This window comes from Dokdonia sp. PRO95 (assembly GCF_000355805.1).
Taxonomy (GTDB): Bacteria; Bacteroidota; Bacteroidia; order Flavobacteriales; family Flavobacteriaceae; genus Dokdonia.
The window spans coordinates 2005028-2029135 of the sequence record NZ_CM001837.1; the positions used below are offsets into that span (position 1 = coordinate 2005028).

Consider the following 24108-nt stretch of genomic DNA (forward strand, 5'->3'; position numbering starts at 1 on the left):
TTTTGGGAAAACTCGCAATTTATCAGAATTATCTTTACTATCTAAACCACAATTTATGCCAACCGACTGTCTGCCGTACCGAGAAACGGGGTATTTTTCTAATCTTATCACAAACTATTTAGATCAAGAAGAAGCACTTAAGCCCTTTTATCACAGATTTCCTACAGCAGATAATCTTATCAAACAGGCAGATGAGAAGGGACAATTTTTTAGTCCGCTTTCGCGAAAGCGTTTATATGATTCCCTCATCGCGCAATATAAAAGTACAAACACCTCTGCCGAGACACAGCTCAACTTAGAGCATCTTGCCAGCGAAAATACATTTACTATCACCACAGGGCACCAGCTCAATTTATTTACGGGGCCGCTCTATTTTTTATATAAAATTATCTCAGTCATTAATCTCTGCAAGGAGCTTAAAGAGAAAGATCCAGATCGCAATTATGTTCCTATTTACTGGATGGCGACAGAAGATCACGATTTTGACGAGATTAACTACTTCAATTTTCAGGGTAAAAAAGTACAGTGGAATCGTGAGGACGGAGGCGCCGTAGGCGAACTCTCAACCGATGGACTGGCTGAGGTACTAGCATTATTTAAAACACAGCTGGGGACTTCAAGAAATGCGGAGTACTCTCAAAACTCTTTAACGACGCCTACCTCAATCACGATAACTTGGCAGATGCAACGCGCTATCTGGGCAACGAGCTTTTTGGTGAGTACGGCCTTGTCATTGTAGATGGTAACGACGCGGTACTTAAAGAATTATTTGCTCCTTATGTACAACGAGAATTGCTAGAGGGCGTGTCGCACGCAAAGGTGAAACAGCAAACCGAGCAACTCTCTGCGCTAGGCTACCCAGAGCAAGTGCACCCTCGTGAGATTAACTTGTTTTACATTACAGAAGGCATCCGTGAGCGTATTATCAAGGTGGATGATATGTATGTGGTAAATGATACAGATATCCGCTTTCGCGAAAATGAGATACTCGACGAGCTTGCTAACCATCCAGAACGGTTCTCTCCTAACGCCTTGCTAAGACCACTTTTTCAAGAAGTGATTTTGCCGAATCTTTGTTACATAGGTGGAGGTGGAGAGCTGGCGTACTGGTTCCAGCTTAAAACATATTTTGAAGAAGTGGGAGTTCCTTTTCCGGCATTACTACTTCGTAACTCGGCACTAATACGTACAGAAAAGCAACGTACAAAAGCCGAAAATCTAGGCGTGTCGTTACCAAATTTATTTCTAAAACAAAACGAACTCATCAACCGAAAGGTGCGTGCTATCTCAAATATAGAGATAGACTTCTCTGCACAACGCAGCTTTTTAAAAGAGCAGTTTAAAGCAATGCATTTACTAGCCGAAGAGACAGATGCTAGTTTTATAGGAGCCGTAAAAGCACAAGAAGTAAAACAACTCAAAGGTTTAGAAAACTTAGAGAGTAGATTGCTACGCGCACAAAAGCGTAAACTAAGTGACCACGTACAGCGTCTAGTAGATTTACAAAACGAAGTTTTTCCAATGCAAAGCCTGCAAGAAAGAAATACCAACTTCTCACAGTTTTATCTAGAATTTGGCGAGCAACTCATCCCTGAGCTAGTAAATGCGCTGGAGCCGCTAGGAGGGGAGTTTACGGTGGTTACTTTGTAAGGGGTTAGTTTGTTTAGTTTTCTATCAGCTCTACATCTAAAGCATCTCTCAGTTTATGCAAACTCTGTTTTGAGAATCTTTTAAAAAAGAATCGTATGCCTATAAATCTTATCATTACAATTTGAGCAATTACTGATAGTATCATAAACGGTTCGAATTTTTCCAAATCAAAAGTCACTATTAAGCACATTGCAATTATAGGAAAGATTAAAAGTATACTTAACATTATTTTAAACGCCTTGTTAATTGTAATTGTGACAGAACCTAGTTCAGTGTTGATTTCTCCTGTTAATACACAGAATGCTCCTTTTCCAACCGTTGAAGAGATAATTTTAAATTCATTACCTGAAATTTGACCTCTGAAAGATTTTGTCGTCCAATTTGATGTTAAGTATTTTGAATATTCGGTGCGTCTTTCAAGACGTTCAATTGTTTCTTTTTGCGAGCTAATTAACTTGAATTTGAATTCTCTAGTCGGAAATAGATTCATAACTTTTAATTTTTGATCTTTTTCCCGTTTATGAATTTGATGATCATTGGATTTCCATTATCATTTAAGCAAAATTCTTCACCATCTTTCTTTCCGTTTGTATAAGGACATTTATATACTAAAGTAGTATCCTTATGTCTTGTGACTAAAGTCTTTTTAAAATTAGTGTCGTAATAAGTCCTTTCAGTGAATTTACCATCCTCATTAGTTGTATAGCGAATTCTTTCCTTTGGTGTTAGTGGATATTTCTTATAGTAGAAAACATTTTCAGCAAGTCTTCTATGACTTTTATTATAAAATAATTTCCATTCTAGAAGAACACCATTCTTATATATCTCTTCTGCAACAATATGACCATTTCCGTTTTTTCTAAGTTTTTGTGCAACACCAGTAAATAGCTCATTATTATAGTCTTGATATGCAAGATTGTTGTCAAAATATATCTCTTTGACAGATAATGTGTCTTGAGAGAATACATTTTGATAACCTACAATAAGTAGAAAAAGAATTATTAAACGTAACTTCATATCTATAAATTCAACTGCCTTATCCCCTCATAAGCTACAATACCCACGGCATTTGCGAGATTTAAACTTCTGATGTGTTCGCTAAATAATGGAATTTTATAAAGTTGGTCGGGGTGTTTTTCGGTAATTTCTTTTGGGAGGCCTTTAGATTCTTTTCCAAAGACGAGAAATAGGTCTTCTTCAAAAGGAATGTCATAATGTGATTTTGTGCCGTGACTTGAGAGAAAAGCCATTTTCGCGAAAGCGTTCTTTTTAAAAAAGTCTTCTGTATTATCATAATACTGTACGTCTAGATGCTGCCAGTAGTCAAGACCTGCGCGTTTAAGGCGGGTGTCGTCTATCTCAAAACCAAAGGGTTTTACAAGGTGCAACTTGCAGCCAGAACCGAGGGCAAGCCTACCTATGTTACCTGTGTTATTTGGGATTTCTGGATTGATGAGTACAATATTGAGCATAATGGCTTGCTTGATGGGATGTATGGTGTATAAATGGTGTGTGAGATACTAATGTTATCACAAAAACTAAAGCTTGTCACGGGCTATAACTCCCGTCTACAGTATCTTTACCCAAAAATAGCATTTTGAGAGTAAACTACTTCCCCCAAAAATTGATATATCTTATTGCCATCGTACTTTTTACGGTAGGTAATACACAGACGGCACAGGCACAGGATTTTGAAAAAATTAAAGAGTTTTTTACGTTTCACCCTAACCACAAGGCTGTTGCAAAAGATAGTACTTTATATGCCTCTAAGTTTATAGCGGCACCAGTAATGAGCTACAGCCCGGAGACAAATTTTGCCTTTGGGACGGGTGCAAAATACTTATTTAAATTTAACGGTAGTGGGGAGGAGACGCGTGTGTCTAATATGCCTATCACGCTGCAGTACACACTAAATAGTCAGTTTTTTGTTTATTCTGGATTTGAGATTTTTACAAACCAAGAGAAATGGGTGATAGAGGGTAATATCCTTTTTCAAAATTACCCAAGACTGTTTTATGGTTTTGGCACAAACTCACCAGAAAGTGCAGAGGAAGAGTATAATTATTACCAGTTGCTAGTGGAGCCTATCTTTTTAAAACAGGCTTTTACACGTTACCTTTTTGTAGGTGCTGGTGTGCGATTTAATCATATTTACTCTGTTGATATAGAAGAGGGCGGACTAATAGATCAAACTAGACCTACGGGTTATGATGGTTCTACATCGCTAGGTGTTGAGGTTGCTGCGCTGTATGATAACAGAAATAATGTACTAAATGCTCAAAATGGATGGTACCTAGAGACCACAAGAGGTCAGTATTTTGAGGCGCTGGGTGGTACACATAATTTTGATTTGACACGTTTTGATTTAAGACATTATACAAAGCCATTTGCAGATAAGGATGATATTCTTGCATTCCAGATGGTGGGAAGATTTACTCGTGGTGATTTACCATTTTCTGAGTTTTCGTTTCTTGGAGGTAGTGAGATTATGCGTGGTTATAGAGAAGGCCGTTATGTAGGTAGAGATTTGCTAGCAAGCCAGGTAGAGTATAGAAAGACGTTTAAGAACTCTCGTTTTGGCGCTGTATTATTTGCCGGTGGAGGTGATATCTATAATGATGTGAGCGATTTTCAGTTCAAGAACTTAAAACCTACCTATGGAGGTGGTCTTCGTTTTATGATAGATAAGGAAGAGCGTCTCAATCTTCGTTTTGATGTAGGTTTTGGTAGAGGCTCTAGCGAGTTTTACTTAGGGATTGCAGAGGCATTTTAATAGCTAGCAGCTAGTTTAATTTACATCATTTTATTTTTAGAGATAGGAACAAAATTTCTATATTACTCTGAAAATAATACTAATACGATGCTCAAACCTGTACTCTTTTTTCTTTCCATTTTTTTAGTTTGTAGTTGTGCTGAACAACAAAAACCAGAAGTTGCCATAAACCCAGAAACGTACTGGGGAGAAAATCCTTGGCCAGACATTAGAAAGAAGCGTATTAGCCAGCTATTACCGCAAGCGCTCAAAACTGCAGAGGTAGATTGCTGGATGACTATTTGTAGAGAAAATAACAATGATCCCATTGCAGATCATATAGGAGGAGAAAATGCTGGTGGTACTGCCGTGTTTTTATTTTATAACGACGCAGATGGTTTTCACTCTAAGGTGTTCTCTCCTTCTGGAGAAGCAACTGCGTTAGATGATCTAGATATACACGAGGAAGTTGTGAGTGTTGAACGAGGAACATCAGCAATCGAACAAGCCTCAGATTTTATCAAAACAAAAGATTTTAAAAGTATTGCCGTAAACACATCTTCAAAAAATGTGATGGCAGACGGACTTACGCATACACAGTACGAAGAAATCGCTGGTGCTTTAGGTGACGAAACCTCAAAACTTGTATCCTCAGAAGACGTGGTGTATGAGTGGTTATCTATAAAGCTACCAGAAGAAGTTGCCATTCTAAAGAAAGCTGCAAAGCTCACTGCCCAGTGGCAGATTGAAGCTTACAAGCAAGTCGTGCCGGGTACATCTACAGATGCAGACATTGCAAAATACTTAAAACAAAGAATGACCGAGTATGGCGTGACAGATGGATGGGCACCTGCTCAAAATCCTAATGTAAATTCTGGGCCAGACCGCGGGCACTCGCACGCTACAGATAAAGTAATTATGCCTGGTGATGTGATACAAATAGATTTTGGCATCAAAGTATATGACAGGTGGGTGACAGATATACAGCGATTTGCATATGTTTTAAAAGAAGACGAGAGCGAGGCTCCAGATGAGATTATGCACTACTGGGAAAGTTCTAAAGCTGGAAATAGGGCAGCACTTGCTGCGATGCAACCAGGCGTAAAAGGAGTAGATGTAGATAGAGCCCAGCGCGTACTTATGGAAAAAGCAGGGTCTGATTATGTAATGTGGAGCACGGGTCACCCAGTAGGCTATGTCGCTCACGATGTAGGACCTAACCTAGGAGGTTCTCAAGCATCTCACGTGAGACCAGCCTCAGAAAAAGTAATCAAGGAAGGGATGACGTTTGCCTTTGACGGTTTTCACTCTTGGAAACTAGCAGACGGTGGTGTAAAAACAATGTCTGTAGAGGAGATGGCTGTAGTAACCGAAAATGGAGCAGAGTATCTTATCGCTCCACAAGAAGAACTTGTTATTATCTCAAATTAATTATCTACGCAAAAAACCAATAATCTTTAACGGCTTCTTTGCCCCAAGAATCAAGTAGTGCTTGTATTTCCTTCTTGCCATCTGGAGAAGAAACTACAATCATAATCTGCGCATTTTCTATAGACGGGACATCTGTAAAAGATTGCATACGTACATCATAAATGTCTTTGCCTATCTGTTTCTCATTATTAGAAACCCAGTGAAAGCTGTCATTATACGATTGTAAAATTTTAGCCATATCCTTACCGTTACGTCCGGCACCCCAGAGTACGAGTGGTCGTGTGTTATCACGATCTATCTCATAAAAGAAACGCATTTTCATATCAAAATAGCGATTGTCTTTATACTCATCCCAAGTACGTGAGATACGGTTAGAGCGATCACGCCAGTGGTGAAGTATGGCATCTATCCCTATAACTTTGAGCCCGTGTTTATACATACGGAAACACAAATCATAATCTTCTGGATAAATAACAGGATCAAAAGCACCTACGGCATCAAAATCATCTTTATGAATCATCCAGCAATGTGACGGGATAACGCACTCTTTATAAATCTGCTGGTAGTGTGTACTAGTTCTCGCCACCTCATTAAGCCAGCGCTCATAGCGTAAAAAACCATCACCTACCTCGCCCTCATCTACAAAGTGCTCTGTACCTCCAGCAATCACGTGCCCTTTTCCATACTTATGCCACTCATCTACGAGAAGCTGAATTTTATAATCTGGCATTTTATCATCAGAGTCCATCCTGTTGAGCAGGGTTCCGCGTACTTCTCTGTATCCACATTGTAAGGTAGGGATGAGTTTATAGCCGTCACTGTCAAAAACACGAACGCGTGCATCTTGCTTTGCAAATGCCGCAAGAATCTCTGGAGTCTCATCTGTACTGTGATCATTTACAGCAATAAGTTCCCAGTTTTGATACGTCTGGTTTATAATGGAGTTTATGCAATCGCGCAGATATGGAGCCGTGTCTTTTACGGCCATTATGATAGATACGAGGGGTTGATTTACTGCCACGATTTTGGAAGGTTTTTTGTGATTTCTATAGGGTCAAAAGTACTACTTTCTCTAGCGCCGTGTTCGGTCACCCATTTTGCGGTTTCTTGTAATCCTTGTGCAAGTGTTGTGGCTGGCTTTGGGCTAAAGATTTCTATAAATTTTGAGTGGTCTGCATAGGCGTGTACTACTTCCTCACGCTGTTCAAGGTGGTTGATGGTTACCTCTTTTTTCATAGCAAGACCTACTTCTTTAGCTAGATCATTTACCGTGTTTTCGGTATCTGCGCCTATGTTAAAGATTTGGTTGTCCGCTTTCGCGAAAGCGTAACTAGACGCAATATAAGGCGCCACATCATCTATGTAGGTAAAAGCACGGGTTTGATTTCCGTCGCCAAAGATGGTAAGCGGTTCGCCCTTTAATATCTGATTCATAAATATACCCACTACATTACGATACTTATCTCCGATGTTTTGCCCAGGCCCATACACATTGTGCGGGCGAAAGATAATATAGTCTAGCCCAAACATTTTATGTGCATTATGCAGATCCATCTCTACCGCATATTTTGCAATACCATAAGGGTCTTCGGGTTGTGGTTTTTGCGATTCTTTAAGTGGTAATTCTTGAGTACCATACACAGCAATAGAGCTTGTAAAGATGAACTTCTTTATGTTGTGATTAACCGCAGCATTAATGAGGTTGATACTCCCAATGAGGTTATTCTCGTAGTTGAACTTACGTATAAAATGGCTCAACCCTTCGGCTGCATATGCCGCTAGATGGTAGATGTAATCTATGTGATGTTGTACAAATATCTCATCTATAAGTGTGGTATCTGTAATGCTTCCCTCTATAAAAATCGCACCTTGAGGTACATTGCTTGTAAAGCCGCCAGAGAGGTCGTCAAGTATGATTACTTGGTGATGTAAAGCTAGTAAATGACGAGCAACGTGGCTTCCTATAAAGCCAGCGCCACCGGTAACTAATGAGGTTATTTGCATACTGCAAACTTAGGAAAAGGAATTGAGAGGGGCGTTGTTACGCTTTCGCGAAAGCGTAAAAAAAAACCACCTTTTACAGTGGTCTTTATATATTATCTCTTGCTTGCTCTCGCTTGCTTAAAATATTTTACTGGAGGAAATAGCATCCCGAAAGATTCTCCATCTTCTTTACCTAGGTGTTTGTGGTGCATTTTATGTGCTCTTCTTAATGCTTTACCGTACCATCCATTTGCATTGCGAAACAATTTAAATCGCTGATGGATAAAGATGTCGTGCACGCCAAAGTAGGCAAGGCCATAGGCAAAAATACCTAAGCCTATAGGTAAACCTATCCATACGCCTTCGTACTGCCACAATAGGAAACAGCCTATTGAAACTAGTGCATAAAAGATAAAGAAGAGGTCATTTTTTTCCCACCAAGAGTTGTGTTTTTTATGGTGGTGGTCCTGGTGTAAAGACCATAAAAAGCCGTGCATTACATATTTATGTGTTGCCCAGGCTAGAAATTCCATAATGACAAAAGTCATAACAAAAACGAAGATCCAAAGTAATGTTTGCATTTGTATAGGGGATTCTTTTAAATAAGGTTTAAACGATATTTCACATAGCTACGTGCAAGAAGACTTGCCTTTACGTAGTCTGGTACGCGCACTCTTGTGTTCCTAATTTCGGCAGAGGGAACGCGTTTGAGTTTTGTGAGTAATTTTCTATAATAACGGAAAGCGGTGTACACACCAAACTTTGCTTCTATAGGTAGTCTATTTATACCTGCCAGTCCCTTTGCAAAGTCTTCTTCTATCTCTTCGATAATACGCTGCTTAGAGGCTTCATCAAGATTTACAAGATTTGTATTAGGGAAATAGGTGCGACTTAGTCCTTCAAAATCTGCCTTGAGGTCGCGTAAAAAGTTTACTTTTTGAAAGGCAGAGCCTAAACTCATCGCGCTGTCTTTAAGGCTTTCGTATTTTTCTTTGTCTCCTTTTACAAAAACGGTAAGACACATAAGGCCTACTACATCTGCGCTTCCGTAAATGTATTCCTTATACTCTGCATCTGTGAGATAATCTAGTTTTGTGAGATCAAGGCGCATACTTTTCATAAACGATGCGATATGAGCAGGGTCTATATCATATTTATGCACAGTCTCTTGAAAGGCGTTGAGAATAGGGTTGAGACTTATTTTATCTGTAAGCGCGTGCTCAAGATCTTCTTCAAAACGTTTGAATAGCGTAGGCTTGTCATAGTCGTGAAAAGAATCTACAATCTCATCTGCAAATCTTACAAAGCCATAAATGTTATAAATGTCCTGACGTATACAGGGTGCAAGCATTTTAGTCGCGCTTGCAAATGAGGTGCTATATGATTGAGTTACAACCTTTGCACAGCTTCTCGATACGGTGTCAAATAGAGATTTCATTATTTAATTGATTTGCTTATTAATTGTGATACAAGCTTACCAGATATGAGGGCTGGAGGTACGCCAGGTCCTGGAACCGTTAACTGTCCAGTAAAATACAAATTTTTAACTTTCTTACTTCTTAAATTAGGTCTAAGAAAAGCTGTTTGCTTTAAAGTATTTGCCATTCCGTAGGCATTTCCTTTATAACTGTTATACTCACTTACAAAGTCATCTACACAAAATGACTTCTTAAATATAATATGATTTCTAAAATTTTGACCAGATAATCGCTCTAGTCTTTCCATTATAATATCAAAATATTGATCACGTAGTGCCTGCGTATCTTCTACTCCAGGAGCTATAGGAATTAAGAAAAACCCATTTTCTTTACCTTCTGGCGCCATTGTCTCATCTGATACCGATGGGAAATTTGCATAAAATAAAGGCTCTTCTGGCCAAGCAAGATCGTCATAAATGGTTCTTGCGTGCTGGTCAAAATCTGTATCAAAGAACAAGTTGTGATGAGCTACGTTATCAAACTTTTTATCAAAACCTACATAAAAGAGGAGTGATGACGGTGCAAACACACGGCTGTCCCAGTACTTCTCTGTGTATTGTCTATATGATGGGTCTAGCAAAGTCTCACTGTGATGATAGTCTGCTCCACTTACGACATAATCTGCAGTAATGGTTTCCCCATTAACTATAATTCCTTGTACTTTTCCTTGATCTACCAGAATTTTACTGGCACCAGCGCTTGTATGAGTTTTTACTCCTAGTGAGTGTGCAAGCTTAATCATTCCTTTGATGACCTCGTGCATACCTCCTTTAGGATGCCAAGTCCCTAAGCCAAAATCTGCATAGTTCATAAAACGATAGAATGCAGGTGTGTTATTAGGTTTAGCTCCGAGAAATAATACTGGAAATTCTAAAATAGAAACCAGCTTTTCATTTTTAAAAGCCTTGCGCACGTCATCACTTATAGTTTTAAAAAACTGATTTACGCGCACTGCCGTTTCTGGAGTTACAAGTTCAAAAGGAGAAAGTCCTGGCTTGTTTACTACATCGTTAATAGCAATATCATAATTGACTCCAGCATTTTTTATAAACTTTTTGAGTTGAGGAGAGCTCCCTGGCTCTATACGCTCAAACTCTGTAGCTATTTTATCCAGCGTATCACCTATGGTTACAACTTCATCTTTAAACCAAACGTAATAAGCAGGGTCCAGCTTTTCTAACTGGTAAAAGTCTGACACCTTTTTATTAAAATCTCCAAAAAACTTTTCAAAGATATCTGGCATCCAGTACCAGCTAGGCCCCATATCAAATGTAAAGCCCTCTTCTTTAAGTTGTCTGGCACGACCACCTAGGGTTTTGTTTTTTTCATAAAGGTGCACCTCGTTACCAGCTTGAGCAAGATAACACGCAGCAGATAGGGATGAAAATCCAGATCCTATAATTACAATTTTTTTATGCATATGATGGTGTAGACTGTTTTATAACATTTACAAACTCTCTTATGCTAAGCATAATGTGAATGTTTGAAGGAACTTTCGTTTCATCTATTTTGCTAGTCATTGCTCCTAGTACGTAGAGATTTAATTTCTGATTTTCAAAAACAGCATTAAATTCTTCAAAATATTGTGGAATCTCGCTTTCTAGAGGGTTCACGGTGAAGTAAGATGCAAATGATAGATTAGGGTGATTTACAGAAAGGTATTTTAAGTTGGAAAGCATAATGCTTTGACCTAAATAAATAACCTTGTAGCCATGGGATACCAATTCATAATTAAGAAATAATAGCCCTAACTCATGTATCTCATTTTCAGGAAGAAAAAGTGCAAATGTCTTTTCTTTCAATGGCGGAACGTTGATCTGAGTTTTTTCAATATTAATAAGAATCTTGTGCTTTATAAGATTAAATATAAAATGTTCATGTGATGGATTGATAGTGTCTGTTTGCCATAGCAATCCTATTTCATGTAATAATGGTATAAAAACCTCATAAAATATATTTACAAAGGGCTTAGTCTCATTAAGGGCATTATATGTTTTGTGAAATAAATTTTGATCAAAATTCATCATCGCTATTTTGAAAGAATTGATAGCGTGGTTTTCACTAGACTCATCAGAATCAGAAATCAAACTTGCAACGAGCGCCGCAATTTCTTTAGTCGAATGACGAGCAATTTTTGAAATTTTGTATTTGTGCTCTGTTAGAAAAACAACATTAAGTAGTTTTTGTAAATCACTTAGTGCATAAGTTCTAATATTGGTATCTGTACGTTGTGGTTCAAGAAGTCCATATCTTTTCTCCCATATACGTATGGTGTGAGCCTTAATACCACTTAAGCCCTCAAGGTCCTTTATACTAAATTTTGTCTTTACAGCATTTTTCATAAAACTCCTTATTTATATGTAAAAGTAGGGAATTTAATTATTTTGTTTAACCTATGAGTATTAAAATTTAAACAAAATTTATGAAAATAGGGTTACGCTTTCGCGAAAGCGTGAATATTTGAAATAAAAGGACTAGTATGATAACCTTTCTTTGTGCATAGTATCTGAGGGATCTTTATAATCAGGAAAGAATTACAATAAAAAAGAGAGTTAATCTTAAGACTAACTCTCTTTGTACCCGGGATGGGACTTGAACCCACACGCAACTAGTGCACACGGCCCTCAACCGTGCCTGTCTACCAATTTCAGCACCCGGGTAGATAGGTAGCATTTTATCAATGCGGGTGCAAATATAAAATCTTCTTATGAAACTCTAGGGCGAATCTAAAACTATTTTTAAGTGTTGTTAATTTTAGCGCATAAAAAAACCTCCATCTATTGATGAAGGTTTAAACTCATAAAGTGACCTGGCTGGGGCTCGAACCCAGGACCCTCTCCTTAAAAGGGAGATGCTCTACCAACTGAGCTACCAGGTCGTCGTTTTAACGAGGGTGCAAATATAAAGTCTTCTTTTGAAACTAAAGGCTTAAATGTGAAAAAATTTTAAGAACATTTTTGGTCATAAAAAAACCTCCATCTAGTGATGGAGGTTTGCACTTATCAAGTGACCTGGCTGGGGCTCGAACCCAGGACCCTCTCCTTAAAAGGGAGATGCTCTACCAACTGAGCTACCAGGTCATTGCCTTATTGCGGGTGCAAATATACACTTAATTAATTGTTGTAACCAAACGTTTTAAATAAAAATTTCAATCTTTTTTTTAGATTAATATATACCTTTGTTTTTCAATTAGTTTGCTATGAATTATTTTTTGATGGGGTATATGGGTTCGGGAAAATCAACCATTGGACCACTGCTTGCTGAAGCACTTTCTTACAATTTTTTAGATTTTGACGCCTATATAGAAGAGAAAGAGGGGAGTAGCATTACCGAAATATTTGAAAATAAAGGTGAAATTTATTTTAGAAAAGCCGAGACAAGACATCTTAAAGCGCTTATTGATAATAATGATGATGATACAATAATAGCCTTGGGCGGTGGAACACCTTGCTATGGAAATAACTTGCAACTTATTAAAGATGCAAATGCAAAGACTATTTACCTTAATTGGAATTTTAAAGTACTGGCAAATAGATTATGGCAAGCAAAGGAGCAGCGTCCATTAATTGCTAGTATGCAATCGCTAGAAGATCTAGAAGACTATATAAGGAAGCACTTATTTGAGAGAGGTTTTTATTATAACCAGGCAGATATTGTGGTTAAAGTAGAAAGCCAATCAGCAGAAGAACTAACAGCCCAAATTTTAAAGAAATTACTCTAGAACAGCTGTGTCGTTACCTTTTCTAAAAGTGACTTTTACAGATTCATTAAGCGATGTGCTCAATGAAATGCCTTTGAAGTCTGCTTTTACGGGGTATTTTTTGTGATTTCTATTAACTAGTACGGCAGTCTTAAATCTCTTTAATGGTACGTCTAGAAAATGTTTTACGCCATATACAAGCGTTGTACCAGAATTGAGTACATCATCTATAAGTACGATAGATTTATTTTGATACTCACTTGCAGGTAAACTTGTCTGGACCGTACCCAGCGGGTTCTTCTTGTCCATAGTTACTTTACAAAGGATTGTTTTCAGAGGAGATATTTCGGAAAGTACCGTAGCTAGGCGTTCGGCAAATTTGTAGCCATTATCTGCAATACCTGCTAGTATAACCTCTTCTTCATTTGCATTGCTTTCATAGATTTGAAAGGCAATGCGCTTTGTTTTATGGGCTATTGCTTGGTGGTCTAGTATTTTTTCAAGTTTAACTTTCATGTCTGTGCTAGCTTAAGGGTTAAAGATATTCAATTAACCCACTATTCCTCTTCATCACTTTTAAAAAAATCATCATTGTTGTAAATCTCATCAATGCTTCTTCTGTCTTTCTTTGTAGGACGTCCTGCACCCTTTTTACGATAGTAATCTTTAGAGTATTTAAGTAATTCTAGTTTTTCTAGATTCTCTTTTGGAGTTTTGTCTCGCACATACATGCCCACTAGTTTTGCACCCAGTCTGCTTTCGGGAAGATCAAGAACTTCTAGAACGTAAGTAACCTGATTTTTGCGCACAGTAATGGTGTCAGTAGGATAGATGTCTCGAGAAGGTTTTACAGAGGTGTTGTTTATTTTTACTTGACCCTTCTTGCAAGCTGTAGTTGCAATAGATCTAGTCTTAAAGTAGCGCACGCACCATAAATATTTGTCTACTCTCATATAAAATGGGATAAAACCGCGTTAATAAAGATAAAGTAATGTGCAAAAATACATCAAAATTGTATCTTGCACTCCTTAAATTAAAATTGATGAAATTAAGAAATTACCTAGGTTTAGCTATAGTTTTATTACTATGTGTTGGTTGCCCTTCTGATGATGATGGTATTGAAGCAATTGCTGCTCGCGATAGAGGAGAGCAAGCATTGGAGGATGATGCAGAAATACGAGAGTATCTAGAGACTCACTTCTACAATTATGAGGAATTTGAGAATCCTACAGCAGATTTTGATTACAAAATACGCTTTGATACAATAGCATCTGTAAATAGTGATAAAACGCCTATTATAGATAGGCCGGAATTAACGAGTATCACTTATAATCGTGTTGACACAGATCAAACGGTTTACATTCTTACTGCAAGACAAGGGTCTAGCGAGAAGCCGGCTGCTACTTATACCGATTCTACGTTAGTAACATATACAGGTAGAAATTTAAATAGTAGTGTTTTTGACTCTTCACCTAATCCCGTATGGTTTGATCTTACTGGGACTATAGATGGTTTTCAAAATGGTATTGCTGGTTTTAAAGGAGCAGGTGCTGGACCTCTAGAAAATGGAGATGGTACAACAACATATGAAGACTATGGAGTAGGAGCTGTTTTTATCCCTAGTGGCCTAGCTTATTTTAACTCACCTCCTGGAAGTGTTGAAATTTATAGTCCTCTTGTATTTACATTTTCAGTTTTTGATGTAATAATTACCGACCATGACGGTGATGGTATCATATCTATTGATGAAGATCTTGATGGAAACGGCTTTCTTTTTGATGAGGCAGATAATCCAGATGATGACTTTGCATTTGCATTTCAAGATCCAGATGATGACAATGATGGTGTGACTACGAGATTAGAAATTACGCTTGACGAAGAAGGGAATTTAGTATCATTTATCGATACAGATGGAGACGGGATCAATAATCACTTGGATGATGATGATGATGGCGATGGTAGAAATACTATTGATGAAATCCGAATTAATAGTTCAACGGGAGTTGTGACCTATACAGATACAGACGGAGATGGTACACCTGATTATCTAGATGCAGATAGCTAGGATGTAATCACGCTTTCGCGAAAGCGTGATATAAATTTAAAAAAGTCACATTGGATAAACCAATGTGACTTTTTTATTTTATCTATTTGTAAGGCACTAAATAATGGTCAAAACAGATGTTTAAGAAGTAAGGATATAAATAGAAAAAAAAGGTACTAGACCTTCCTAAAAGAGATTAGGAGGTGTGACATAATTGCATTTTCTAATAGCTGGTTATGGTTAATAGCCTTTAAGCTATATCAAAAAAAAACCGAGTATCCTCAGAAAGGATACCCGATTTTAAAATCTATATTTTTTAAAACTAATTCCCTCCGTCAAGGGCGTAAGATAAACTAAGAATCCATTGCGTTGGTCTCGCATCTACTTTGAAGCCTACACTGTTTTCTTCGGCTTGTGATTCTGTTATAATTGTATTGTCTGTAAATGCTCCTTCATATCTTACATCAATACCAAGTCTACCAAACGAAAGTCCTGCACCTAGCTGGTAACCTACGGTAAATGAATTTTCTGGATCTTCAAAATCAATATCTATCCCATCAAATTCATCATCCAAAATGTATTGGAAAGAAGGCCCACCCTTAACATTCAAAGGCCCTACAACGTTAAACCCTATTAGCACAGGAACATCAATTTTTGACAATTCATAATCTATACTACTAGAGCCTGAAATATTACTCTGATATTCGGTATTAATTTTAGTGTATAATAGCTCTGGTTGTATAAAAATACCAGCAAATTCTGCCTTGTAATATATACCAGCGTGAAAGCCTGACTTGTTTTCTTTGTCAAAAGTACTTTCGGCAAATTCTGATGTAAACTCAAGATCTCCTACAGAGCCATAATTGAGTCCGCCCTTGATACCGAACCCTTCGCTTTGGCTAAATGCAGTTATACTTGATAAGAGTAATACTGCTACAATGATTTTTTTCATAATTGAAGTTTTATTGATTAATAGAGAGACAAATAAAAAGGCAGTATGTTACAATCATACTGCCTATGTCTTTTATATAAACGGTTGTGTTGTTTGATTATTTTCTAGCTACTACTTTTTCTACAGCTTTTACGATGGCATCTGCATTTAGTCCGTACTTTTCCATAAGTTGAGCAGGTGTTCCACTCTCACCAAAGGTGTCTGCTGTGGCAACGTACTCTTGTGGTACAGGGTGGGTAAGAGATAGCTCTCTAGCAACACTCTCACCTAGACCTCCTAAAAAGTTATGCTCCTCTGCAGTTACCACGCATCCGGTCTTTTTTACAGACTTAATGATTGCCTCTGCATCTAGAGGTTTTATAGTGTGTATATTGATTACATCTGCTGTGATGCCTTTTTCGTTAAGTGCTTTACAAGCCTCTAGCGCTTCCCAAACAAGGTGGCCCGTTGCAACGATGGTAACATCATTTCCTTCTTGTAATTGTACTGCTTTACCTATTTCAAATGTTTGATCTGCTGGAGTAAAGTTAGGTACTACTGGACGGCCAAAACGTAAGTAAACCGGTCCTACGTGGTCTGCAAGTGCTATAGTAGCTGCTTTAGTCTGGTTGTAATCGCAAGTATTAATCACTGTCATCCCTGGTAACATCTTCATAAGACCTATGTCTTCTAGAATTTGGTGTGTTGCACCATCTTCACCTAGGGTGAGACCCGCGTGAGAAGCACATATCTTCACATTTTTACCAGAGTAGGCTATAGATTGTCTTATCTGGTCATAAACACGACCTGTAGAGAAGTTTGCAAAAGTTCCTGTAAACGGAATTTTACCTCCTATAGTAAGTCCTGCGGCGATACCCATCATATTAGCTTCGGCAATTCCTATTTGAAAAAAACGTTCAGGGTTTTCATCTATAAACGTCTGTATTTTTAGAGAACCTATAAGGTCTGCACAAAGAGATACCACATTAGGATTTGTTCTTCCTAATTCTGTCATTCCTGCGCCAAAACCTGATCTTGTATCCTTACTGCCTGTATTTTCGTATGTTTTCATTGTAAAATTTTTTGGTACGCTTTCGCGAAAGCGTAATAAGAAAAGGTTTAGTAATCGCCTAAAGTTTGTGGATTTTGCTCTAGTGCACTAGCGAGTTGATCATCATTAGGAGCTTTACCATGCCACGCGTGGGTACCCATCATAAAGTCTACACCATTACCCATGATTGTGTGTAATAATACACAAACTGGTTTTCCGTTTCCAGAAAGATCTTTGGCTTGATTCATTCCTTTTACAATAGCGTCTACATCATTTCCTTGTTCAATATCAAGAACAATCCACCCAAAGGCTTCAAATTTTGCACGCACGCTTCCCATGTTTAATACGTGGTCTGTACTACCATCTATCTGCTGGCCGTTAAGATCTACAGTAGCTATAATATTATCAACCTTTTTTGCCGAAGCATACATAATTGCTTCCCAGTTTTGACCTTCTTGCAATTCACCATCTCCCATTAAGGTATAGATAGTATGGTTGTCTTTGTTAAGTTTTTTTGCTTGAGCGGCACCTACTGCAACACTTAGTCCTTGACCTAGTGATCCAGAGGCGATACGCACTCCAGGAAGCCCTTCATGTGTAGTAGGGTGTCCTTGTAGTCTAGAGTTAAGTAGTCTAAAAGTATTAAGTTCTTCTACTGGGAAATATCCAGAACGAGCTAATACGCTATAAAAAACAGGTGATATGTGACCGTTAGAAAGGAAGAAAAGGTCTTCTCCTATACCGTCCATATCAAACCCTTCTTTACGTTCCATAAGCTCTTGATAGAGAACCGAAATAAATTCGGCACATCCTAATGATCCGCCTGGGTGTCCAGAACTTACTTTGTGTACTTGTCGTACGATATCTCTACGCACTTGTGTTACAAATGCCTCTAGCTTCTCTATGTCTGCCATATTATTGAATTTATTATGTAAAAATAAGCATATAAAAAAGTCCTACCATCGAGATTGCTCAAGATTGTAGGACTTCTTTGATTTTTATGAAATATTGAATTTAAACTGCTTTATGCAATAACATCCATATTATCAGAAAGTGTGCCTATGAATTTTGTGATAGGTCCTTTAACCATCATAGCCATCATTGCATTGAATTCTCCCTCAAAATGTAGTTGAACTTCACTTTTATCTGCTGCTAGTTCTTTGATGTCTGCAGTAAGTTGGAAAGGTACTTTGTCACTGGCAGCCCCTAATACTACTTTGCTATGAGGAATTCCTTCCTTAAGATCTAGTACTATTTCTGGCATTCCTTTAAGTCCAAAAAGGAAACGTGTGTCGCTTATCTTTTCAAACTTAGTATTTTCTGGCATTAATTTTTCGAAGTTCTCAATGTTCATTAAGAAATTATAAACTTCTTCTGGCGACTTGTCTAATGTCTTTACAGGACTTTCTAAATTCATTTAGGTAGTTTTAATGTTATTTTTCCCAGGTTGATGGGCTTTTGCGCCAGTTTTCTAGCGTTTCTTGTTGTGCTTCTGTGATAAAATTTGTGTCCCTAGCTTGCAGTAATAAATGAGAATAATCACTTAATGTATTAAGTGTAACTCCAGCTTCTTCAAAATTCTGAGTAGCGGTATCAAAACCGTAGGTAAAGATGGCGAGCATGCCTTTTACCGTCATGTTAGAATTTTTAAGAGCTTCTACTGCCATAAGGCTACTCTTACCAGTGCTTATAAGATCTTCTATTACCACTACATTGCTGTTAGGTTCTAGGTGACCTTCTATTTGGTTTTTACGTCCGTGCTTCTTAGGCTCTGGACGTACGTAAGCAAAAGGTACGTTGAGATAATCTGCAACAAGCATACCAATACCTATGGCTCCTGTAGCAACACCCACAATAGCATCTGGCTTGCCGTAGATACTTTCTACTTGCTTTGCCATTTCTTGATGAATGTAGTTTCTAATAGGAGGATACGATAGTGTGATGCGGTTATCACAATAAATTGGGGATTGCCAGCCAGAAGCCCATGTAAAAGGTTCTTGCGGTTGTAATTTTATTGCATTAATTTGCAAAAGCAATTCGGCAGTTTTTTTTGCCGTTTCTTTGTCTAAAATCATACTGCAAATGTATAAAGTTTTTGTGAATGATATTCCTATTATTCTATCTACAGAAAAGGTGATAGGTAAGAACTATAAAACCATCTCCATAAAGAAGGTCAAGATCAAGAAATTGATTAAGAAATTATATAAGGGAGAACAGTTATATATTAACCTCTACCATCCTAAGGAAGAGAAGTTACTCAAGCACCTGCGCAAGAAACTTAAACTTGTGATAGCGGGCGGCGGACTTGTATACAACGATAAAAAAGAAATTCTTTTTATCTATCGCAATGGTCGCTGGGATTTGCCTAAGGGTAAGATTGAGAAAAAGGAAGATATAGAGGACTGTGCCATTAGAGAAGTAGAGGAGGAGACAGGTGTGACGGGACTTACGATAACAAAGCCTCTAGAAATCACTTACCACGTTTTTAAACGTAATGGCGAGTTTAGGCTTAAAGAAACTTTCTGGTTTGAGATGCACACAAGCTGCACAGACGAGCTAGTACCACAAGCTAAGGAAGGTATTAAGAAGGCAAAGTGGCTTAACTTTGAAAAATCACAGAAAGCGCTTGATAAATCTTATGAAAATATCAAGCTCATCTTTCCTAAAGAATATCTAGTTAAGCATCCTAACGATAGGGTAGCGTAGGTGGGCCTTCTCATAACTAGAAGATTTTTTATGAATCCAGTCTAGCTGAGCATACCAGTTATTTGCAAAATCAGAATTTAACGACTTCTTGAGATTAAATTCTATTCTAATTTTAGGGTGGGTCTCAAGAAATTGTTGTGCCTTATCTTCCCATACGTATGGTGAGAAGCCTTCCTTCTGTTGTAATATAGTGTCAAAATAGTTCCAGTTAAAGAAACTATCTGTCGCCTCTGGCTCTAGTGTTTCTAGAATGTAGCGTATTCCTTTTTGATCTGTAGGCACTATATAACCACCTTTAGGTATGATAACTTCTTCTTCAGAAGTTTTTAAACTTGTGTTGTAATGCAAATAATGACCTTCATAAGGACTCTTACGGGTTTCATAAGTGTCTATATGATATACTTGAGCTACAAAAGTAGTATCCTTTTTAAGCTGATCAAACTTGATTTCATTTGCCTTTAAGATAAGAGCAATATCTCTGTACCCTCTAGGAATTACATAAGCTTTTGGTATCGTTACCTCCTTAGTAGACTTAAAATAATCGTAGTAAGTCACCTTTTTAGTAAAAGGTTTATTGACATCATATTTGAGACGCTCCTTCCCGGTCACTTCACTAGGCTGCATCTTTCCTTCATATCCTAAGAAATCTAGGGTGGTGGTTTTGGTCGTGTCTAGAGCAAATTGTACGGGATAAGTTTCCGCTTTCGCGAAAGCGTTAAAAGCACCCTCGCGCATTTCTTTAATCTTTGTGCCGTTTTCGGCAGTGATTTTTAAGATGCTCTTCATTAATTCGTATGTTCCTTCTACACGTGGTTTATAAGGCTTCAGCATGTGGGTTTCTACCATGAGGCCGATAGTATTCCAGAGCGAAGTGAAACCCGTCGAGTAGCGTGGGTAATCCATAAACTGGCTGAAACCTTTTTCTGGAGTACTGTTAAAAACGTTTACATACGGAGTAATCTCCCAGTCTTTGGCTTTAAGATCTTCCTCAAGCATAGGCTGGAATTCCTCATGGACATAATCACCTAATGCTCCTCCTAATTTGTTGTGCTGTGTAAAGAGGTGTGTAAGCGTGTATTGATAATCTGCGCCATTGCTTACGTGATTATCTATAAAAACATCTGGCTCAATCATGTGATAAATCTCTGCAAAAGCGGCAGCATTTTTTGTGTCACGCTTTATAAAATCACGATTGAGATCATAGTTTTGAGCATTACCGCGGAAACCATATTCCTTAGGTCCGTTTTGATTGGTTCTCGTCCCGCTATTGCGGTTAAGAGCGCCACCCACATTATAGATTGCAATCGCACTTACCCATGTGTTTTCTGGGGCCTCTATCTTTCCTTGTGCGAGGTCTCGCATAAGCATCATAGTTGCATCTATCCCGTCTGACTCCCCAGGGTGAATACCATTATTAATGAGAATTCGGCGCACATCCATATCATCAGAAAACTCACTATCAAAGCTTCGGTTGGGATTAAAAGTAACAAGTGTAAGTGGTTCGCCAATGTCTGTTGTGCCTACTTCATAGGTTTTAATAGAGCGGTACGCAAGGTCAAGTTCTTCGTAAAAAGCGATGACTTCTTGATATGTTGGGGTTTCTGTACCTCCACTTTTTTCAAAGCGTGTAGTAAAGTCTTTATTTTCTGGATTGTCTTTTGTGTCACCACAACTGATTGCAATGGCGAGTAGCGGGAGTAAAAAAAGTCTTTTCATTTGGTTGAACTTGAAGTGTGAAGATACAAATTGGTTCAAAAATAAAAAGCAAGTTGTTTTGAGCAGTATAGGTGTTAAGTTACGCTTTCGCGAAAGCGTAAAAACCTTAAAAGAATGGAGCATACTGCAAGACTCTGAAGTCTATAGTATTAAATTGCGGATTTTCCTTTTTAAGTTGTTTGTAAAGAGCAAGACTGCCCACCGCTCTATTTGCAGCTCCTGATGGTGCAGTGAGAGAAACCGTTTTAATAGTGCGTCCTTGCCATTCAAACTGATGAATTCGCGGTACCTCGCTACTTATTACTTTTAACTTCACACCCTGCTCTTTACAAGCTTTCCTAAAGAAATACTCAGGACCATTTTTACTGTTTCCGCCGGTAAATAATAATGTTTCCACCTTTGGAGACTTGCTTAAGTAGCCGAAAATATCTCTAAGCGTCACGTTAGTCATCCCAATATCTGAAGCGTCTATTTTAATGCGTTCTGAGGAAGCGACAATATCGCAAACACCGATATTGCGAGATATCAAAAAGTCTTTACGCTCTTGAATGGCTTGCTCTGTAGTTTCAAATGTAAGATTGAGATTAAAAATCTTATTTAAAATAGGCCATAATTGCCCATCGATACTGCCATAGCAAAAGTTTACATCTCCAGGTTTAAGCGTGCCTTCTGTAAACCGAGGAGGAGGTAGTGTGCCTACAATGAGTTTTGTGGCATTCTCAATATTAAATGGCGGGTAGGGATGTGTGTGTTTGAAAATAGCCATTATGATTGTGTAGTAGCAACAAGTCTATCTACCTCTATAAACGTGTTTTTGTGCAGTTTTTTATTTGGTTTGGTAAGGTTTAGATATTCGTCTTGCATTTCATGAAGTACTTCTAGAGCTTTAGATTGCATCTCGTTTTCAATATAGAATTTAGATAATGCTAATCGTTCAGGGTAATTAGAATATCGCTGGTCTATTTTTTTTAGGATAGCTTCTGCCTCGTCATCCTTACCAGTTTTTGATAGTGCGAGTCCATATTTAAATTGCGCTTGGGATTTTTCAAAATCCGAAAATTTGCTCATTTTCTCACCTATGGAAATCACTTCGTCATACTTTTCTTGCTCAAAAAGAGCAATTAGCAACTGTGTATTGGCATAGTAATCACTAGTGTGATTTCCATGTAAGACAGCATCATATTGAACGGCTGCTTCTTTAAAGTTACCTATCGCAAGTAGCGCATCTCCCAGCTCTACGCGGTTAGAATACGTGTCAGAAAATTCTACTTTCTTTTCAAGTTGGCTGATCTTTTTGGTAGGATTAATCACGGCTGTAAATTCCTTTTGAACTACAGCAACATCTTTTTTATTAAAAATCTGAGCAATAACGTACACTAGGCAGCCTATTGCAGGCAATAGGAGGATAGCAAAATACCAGTAGAAGCTATTTTTATTCTTGTAAATATGGTAAGCACAAGCTAGTTGGAGCGCAATAAGAATATAATATGTCATCAAGGTTCTTTTATTTATAAAGATAATGTAGGCAGATGATTAACAGAATTTTAAAATAGGTTCTTTTTAAAAGTGCTACATTAAGATTAACCAAAAATAAGGATATGGGAAGAGGAGATAAAAAATCAAGAAGAGGAAAAATAAGCCGCGGAACTTTTGGCGCAAAAAGAAGAAAAAAAGGCAGGAAGAAAGCTAAGGATGCTGCGAAAATGCAGAAGGATAAGTAGTTGTTCTAGTATTATAAGATATTTTCCAGAGCGTAAAAAACCCATCATAGATTTCTCTGTGATGGGTTTTTAGTCATTTTTGACAATTACCTTGTAAATACAAATTCGTTTTTATCTTCATTAGACTCTTCTGCGCTGTAGGCGTAGCCGTCATAATCAAAAGCTTTGAGACCGTCTATTGTGTTTACATCCTTATCTATAATATAACGCACCATCGAGCCACGGGCTTTTTTTGCAAAGAAAGAAATAATCTTGAGTTTCCCGTTTTTAAAATCTTTAAAGATAGGAGTGATTACGGGTACTTTGAGCTGCTTAGTCTTTATAGACTTAAAGTACTCTTGACTCGCAAGGTTTACAAAAAGCTCATCATCTTCAAGTTCTTTATTAAGCGCTTCGGTAAGGGTGTCTCCCCAGAACTCGTATAAATTTTTATTACTGTAGTACTCTAGTTTTGTACCCATCTCAAGACGGTAAGCCTGCATTAAATCTAGTGGTCGCAAGATCCCGTACATCCCACTTAAAATACGTAAAGTGTCTTGAAGTTTGTCAAGCTTTTCTGTAGGTAGGGTATAGGCATCAAGCCCTGTGTATACATCACCATCAAAGGTGTACACGGCTGGTCTCGCATTCTTTTTTGTAAACGGAGTTGTAAAATCTTGGTATCGCTGGTAGTTTAAATCTGCAAGCTTCTCACTGATGTGCATCAGGTCTTGAATCTCTTTTTTTGTCGTATTAGAAAGCTTGCTGTTAAGCTTTTCTGCTTGCTCTAAAAACTGCGGCTGTGTAGCACGCGTAGTAGGTAGCTTATCTTCAAAATTAAGTGACTTTGCTGGTGATACAACGATTTTCATAGGTGTTTTTCTTTTGTATCAAAGTTAGCAATTATGTCTTATAATTATGTGCTTGGCTATTGTTTTTGGTTATGGTGGGATTGATAGTTTAATG

At 37.9% G+C, this 24108-nt stretch carries 26 protein-coding genes, 3 tRNA genes and 1 pseudogene; 7 read left to right on the forward strand and 23 right to left on the reverse strand.

The features are described 5' to 3' along the window. Positions 1-55: 55 nt before the first annotated feature. A pseudogene (gene bshC, locus D017_RS08990) lies at positions 56-1650 on the forward strand (bacillithiol biosynthesis cysteine-adding enzyme BshC). Positions 1651-1663: 13 nt separating this feature from the next. On the opposite strand, the gene D017_RS08995 reads toward bshC, so the two are convergent. The 3 genes from D017_RS08995 to D017_RS09005 are packed head-to-tail and all read right to left on the reverse strand — an operon-like array spanning position 1664 to position 3125. Further along, complete coding sequence (locus tag D017_RS08995) at positions 1664-2140, reverse strand: hypothetical protein (protein WP_035336063.1); 477 nt, start codon at positions 2138-2140, stop codon at positions 1664-1666. 5 nt (positions 2141-2145) lie between these two features. Beyond that, positions 2146-2667 (reverse strand): hypothetical protein, encoded by a 522-nt coding sequence (locus tag D017_RS09000; RefSeq protein WP_035336065.1) that lies wholly within the window; start codon positions 2665-2667, stop codon positions 2146-2148. 2 nt (positions 2668-2669) lie between these two features. Continuing rightward, positions 2670-3125: a tRNA (cytidine(34)-2'-O)-methyltransferase gene (locus D017_RS09005; protein WP_035336066.1), complete on the reverse strand. Its 456-nt coding sequence runs from the start codon at positions 3123-3125 to the stop codon at positions 2670-2672. 149 nt (positions 3126-3274) lie between these two features. Here D017_RS09005 and D017_RS09010 point away from each other — a divergent pair, with 149 nt between their 5' ends. Then, on the forward strand, positions 3275-4423 hold the full coding sequence (locus D017_RS09010; protein WP_225969287.1) for a BamA/TamA family outer membrane protein: 1149 nt from the start codon (positions 3275-3277) through the stop codon (positions 4421-4423). An 87-nt stretch (positions 4424-4510) separates the two neighbouring features. After that, entirely contained in the window at positions 4511-5833 is a 1323-nt protein-coding gene (locus tag D017_RS09015; protein ID WP_035336069.1) for a M24 family metallopeptidase, read from the forward strand. A 4-nt stretch (positions 5834-5837) separates the two neighbouring features. On the opposite strand, the gene D017_RS09020 is transcribed toward D017_RS09015, so the two are convergent. The 9 genes from D017_RS09020 to D017_RS09060 all read right to left on the reverse strand — a co-directional run bounded on the left by D017_RS09020 (position 5838) and on the right by D017_RS09060 (position 12374). After that, positions 5838-6854 (reverse strand): glycosyltransferase family 2 protein, encoded by a 1017-nt coding sequence (locus D017_RS09020; RefSeq protein WP_051583851.1) that lies wholly within the window; start codon positions 6852-6854, stop codon positions 5838-5840. Continuing rightward, positions 6845-7837, reverse strand: coding sequence for an NAD-dependent epimerase/dehydratase family protein (locus tag D017_RS09025; RefSeq protein ID WP_035336073.1), 993 nt, complete (start codon positions 7835-7837; stop codon positions 6845-6847). The genes D017_RS09020 and D017_RS09025 overlap by 10 nt, the downstream gene beginning before the upstream one ends. Positions 7838-7929: 92 nt before the next feature. Further along, positions 7930-8397, reverse strand: a complete 468-nt coding sequence (locus D017_RS09030; RefSeq protein WP_035336074.1) for a sterol desaturase family protein — start codon at positions 8395-8397, stop codon at positions 7930-7932. Positions 8398-8414: 17 nt separating this feature from the next. Beyond that, positions 8415-9254, reverse strand: coding sequence for a phytoene/squalene synthase family protein (locus tag D017_RS09035; RefSeq protein WP_035336076.1), 840 nt, complete (start codon positions 9252-9254; stop codon positions 8415-8417). Further along, positions 9254-10714, reverse strand: a complete 1461-nt coding sequence (locus D017_RS09040; RefSeq protein WP_035336079.1) for an oleate hydratase — start codon at positions 10712-10714, stop codon at positions 9254-9256. Before D017_RS09040 ends, D017_RS09035 begins: the two co-directional genes overlap by 1 nt. Next, the gene (locus tag D017_RS09045; RefSeq protein ID WP_035336082.1) at positions 10707-11636 is read right to left on the reverse strand and encodes a MerR family transcriptional regulator; all 930 of its coding nucleotides are present in this window, start codon (positions 11634-11636) and stop codon (positions 10707-10709) included. The genes D017_RS09040 and D017_RS09045 overlap by 8 nt, the downstream gene beginning before the upstream one ends. Positions 11637-11871: 235 nt before the next feature. After that, a tRNA-Leu gene (locus D017_RS09050) sits at positions 11872-11954 on the reverse strand. 145 nt (positions 11955-12099) lie between these two features. Next, positions 12100-12172, reverse strand: a tRNA-Lys gene (locus D017_RS09055). A 129-nt stretch (positions 12173-12301) separates the two neighbouring features. Next, positions 12302-12374 (reverse strand) — tRNA-Lys (locus tag D017_RS09060). 119 nt (positions 12375-12493) lie between these two features. Between D017_RS09060 and D017_RS09065 the strand changes: the two genes are divergently transcribed. Next, entirely contained in the window at positions 12494-13015 is a 522-nt protein-coding gene (locus D017_RS09065) for a shikimate kinase (RefSeq protein WP_035336084.1), read from the forward strand. On the opposite strand, the gene D017_RS09070 is transcribed toward D017_RS09065, so the two are convergent. Together D017_RS09070 and D017_RS09075 are read right to left on the reverse strand one after the other, a co-directional pair. After that, entirely contained in the window at positions 13007-13510 is a 504-nt protein-coding gene (locus tag D017_RS09070) for a phosphoribosyltransferase family protein (protein ID WP_035336087.1), read from the reverse strand. The two genes, D017_RS09065 and D017_RS09070, sit on opposite strands and share 9 nt — an antisense overlap. 41 nt (positions 13511-13551) lie before the next feature. Beyond that, the gene (locus D017_RS09075) at positions 13552-13947 is read right to left on the reverse strand and encodes an RNA-binding S4 domain-containing protein (protein WP_035336089.1); all 396 of its coding nucleotides are present in this window, start codon (positions 13945-13947) and stop codon (positions 13552-13554) included. Positions 13948-14036: 89 nt separating this feature from the next. Between D017_RS09075 and D017_RS09080 the strand changes: the two genes are divergently transcribed. Further along, positions 14037-15059 carry a hypothetical protein gene (locus D017_RS09080; RefSeq protein WP_035336091.1) on the forward strand — a complete coding sequence of 341 codons (1023 nt, stop codon included), beginning with the start codon at positions 14037-14039 and terminating at the stop codon, positions 15057-15059. A 301-nt stretch (positions 15060-15360) separates the two neighbouring features. Here D017_RS09080 and D017_RS09085 read toward each other — a convergent pair whose 3' ends face one another. The 5 genes from D017_RS09085 to pyrE all read right to left on the reverse strand — a co-directional run bounded on the left by D017_RS09085 (position 15361) and on the right by pyrE (position 19095). After that, entirely contained in the window at positions 15361-15990 is a 630-nt protein-coding gene (locus tag D017_RS09085) for a porin family protein (protein ID WP_035336093.1), read from the reverse strand. Between the two features lie 97 nt (positions 15991-16087). Next, the gene (locus D017_RS09090; protein WP_035336094.1) at positions 16088-17041 is read right to left on the reverse strand and encodes a transketolase C-terminal domain-containing protein; all 954 of its coding nucleotides are present in this window, start codon (positions 17039-17041) and stop codon (positions 16088-16090) included. Positions 17042-17088: 47 nt separating this feature from the next. Then, positions 17089-17934 (reverse strand): transketolase, encoded by an 846-nt coding sequence (locus D017_RS09095; RefSeq protein WP_035336096.1) that lies wholly within the window; start codon positions 17932-17934, stop codon positions 17089-17091. 110 nt (positions 17935-18044) lie between these two features. After that, positions 18045-18437 carry an orotate phosphoribosyltransferase gene (locus D017_RS09100; RefSeq protein WP_035336097.1) on the reverse strand — a complete coding sequence of 131 codons (393 nt, stop codon included), beginning with the start codon at positions 18435-18437 and terminating at the stop codon, positions 18045-18047. A gap of 16 nt (positions 18438-18453) precedes the next feature. Beyond that, a complete protein-coding gene (gene pyrE / locus D017_RS09105; RefSeq protein ID WP_035336098.1) occupies positions 18454-19095 on the reverse strand; it encodes an orotate phosphoribosyltransferase in 642 nt (213 codons plus the stop codon). Between the two features lie 7 nt (positions 19096-19102). Here pyrE and D017_RS09110 point away from each other — a divergent pair, with 7 nt between their 5' ends. After that, entirely contained in the window at positions 19103-19726 is a 624-nt protein-coding gene (locus D017_RS09110; RefSeq protein ID WP_035336099.1) for an NUDIX domain-containing protein, read from the forward strand. On the opposite strand, the gene D017_RS09115 is transcribed toward D017_RS09110, so the two are convergent. From D017_RS09115 to D017_RS09125, 3 genes are all read right to left on the reverse strand, one after another. Then, positions 19694-21442: a M14 family metallopeptidase gene (locus D017_RS09115; protein ID WP_035336100.1), complete on the reverse strand. Its 1749-nt coding sequence runs from the start codon at positions 21440-21442 to the stop codon at positions 19694-19696. The genes D017_RS09110 and D017_RS09115 overlap by 33 nt on opposite strands. A gap of 106 nt (positions 21443-21548) precedes the next feature. Further along, on the reverse strand, positions 21549-22208 hold the full coding sequence (locus D017_RS09120; protein ID WP_035336101.1) for a uracil-DNA glycosylase family protein: 660 nt from the start codon (positions 22206-22208) through the stop codon (positions 21549-21551). Continuing rightward, on the reverse strand, positions 22208-22936 hold the full coding sequence (locus D017_RS09125; RefSeq protein WP_035336102.1) for a hypothetical protein: 729 nt from the start codon (positions 22934-22936) through the stop codon (positions 22208-22210). The genes D017_RS09120 and D017_RS09125 overlap by 1 nt, the downstream gene beginning before the upstream one ends. 104 nt (positions 22937-23040) lie before the next feature. Here D017_RS09125 and D017_RS15185 point away from each other — a divergent pair, with 104 nt between their 5' ends. Next, the gene (locus tag D017_RS15185; protein WP_081804667.1) at positions 23041-23163 is read left to right on the forward strand and encodes a 30S ribosomal protein THX; all 123 of its coding nucleotides are present in this window, start codon (positions 23041-23043) and stop codon (positions 23161-23163) included. An 86-nt stretch (positions 23164-23249) separates the two neighbouring features. Here the strand turns inward: D017_RS15185 and yaaA are convergent, their stop codons facing one another. After that, positions 23250-24014, reverse strand: coding sequence for a peroxide stress protein YaaA (gene yaaA, locus D017_RS09130; protein WP_035336104.1), 765 nt, complete (start codon positions 24012-24014; stop codon positions 23250-23252). Between the last annotated feature and the right edge of the window lie 94 nt (positions 24015-24108).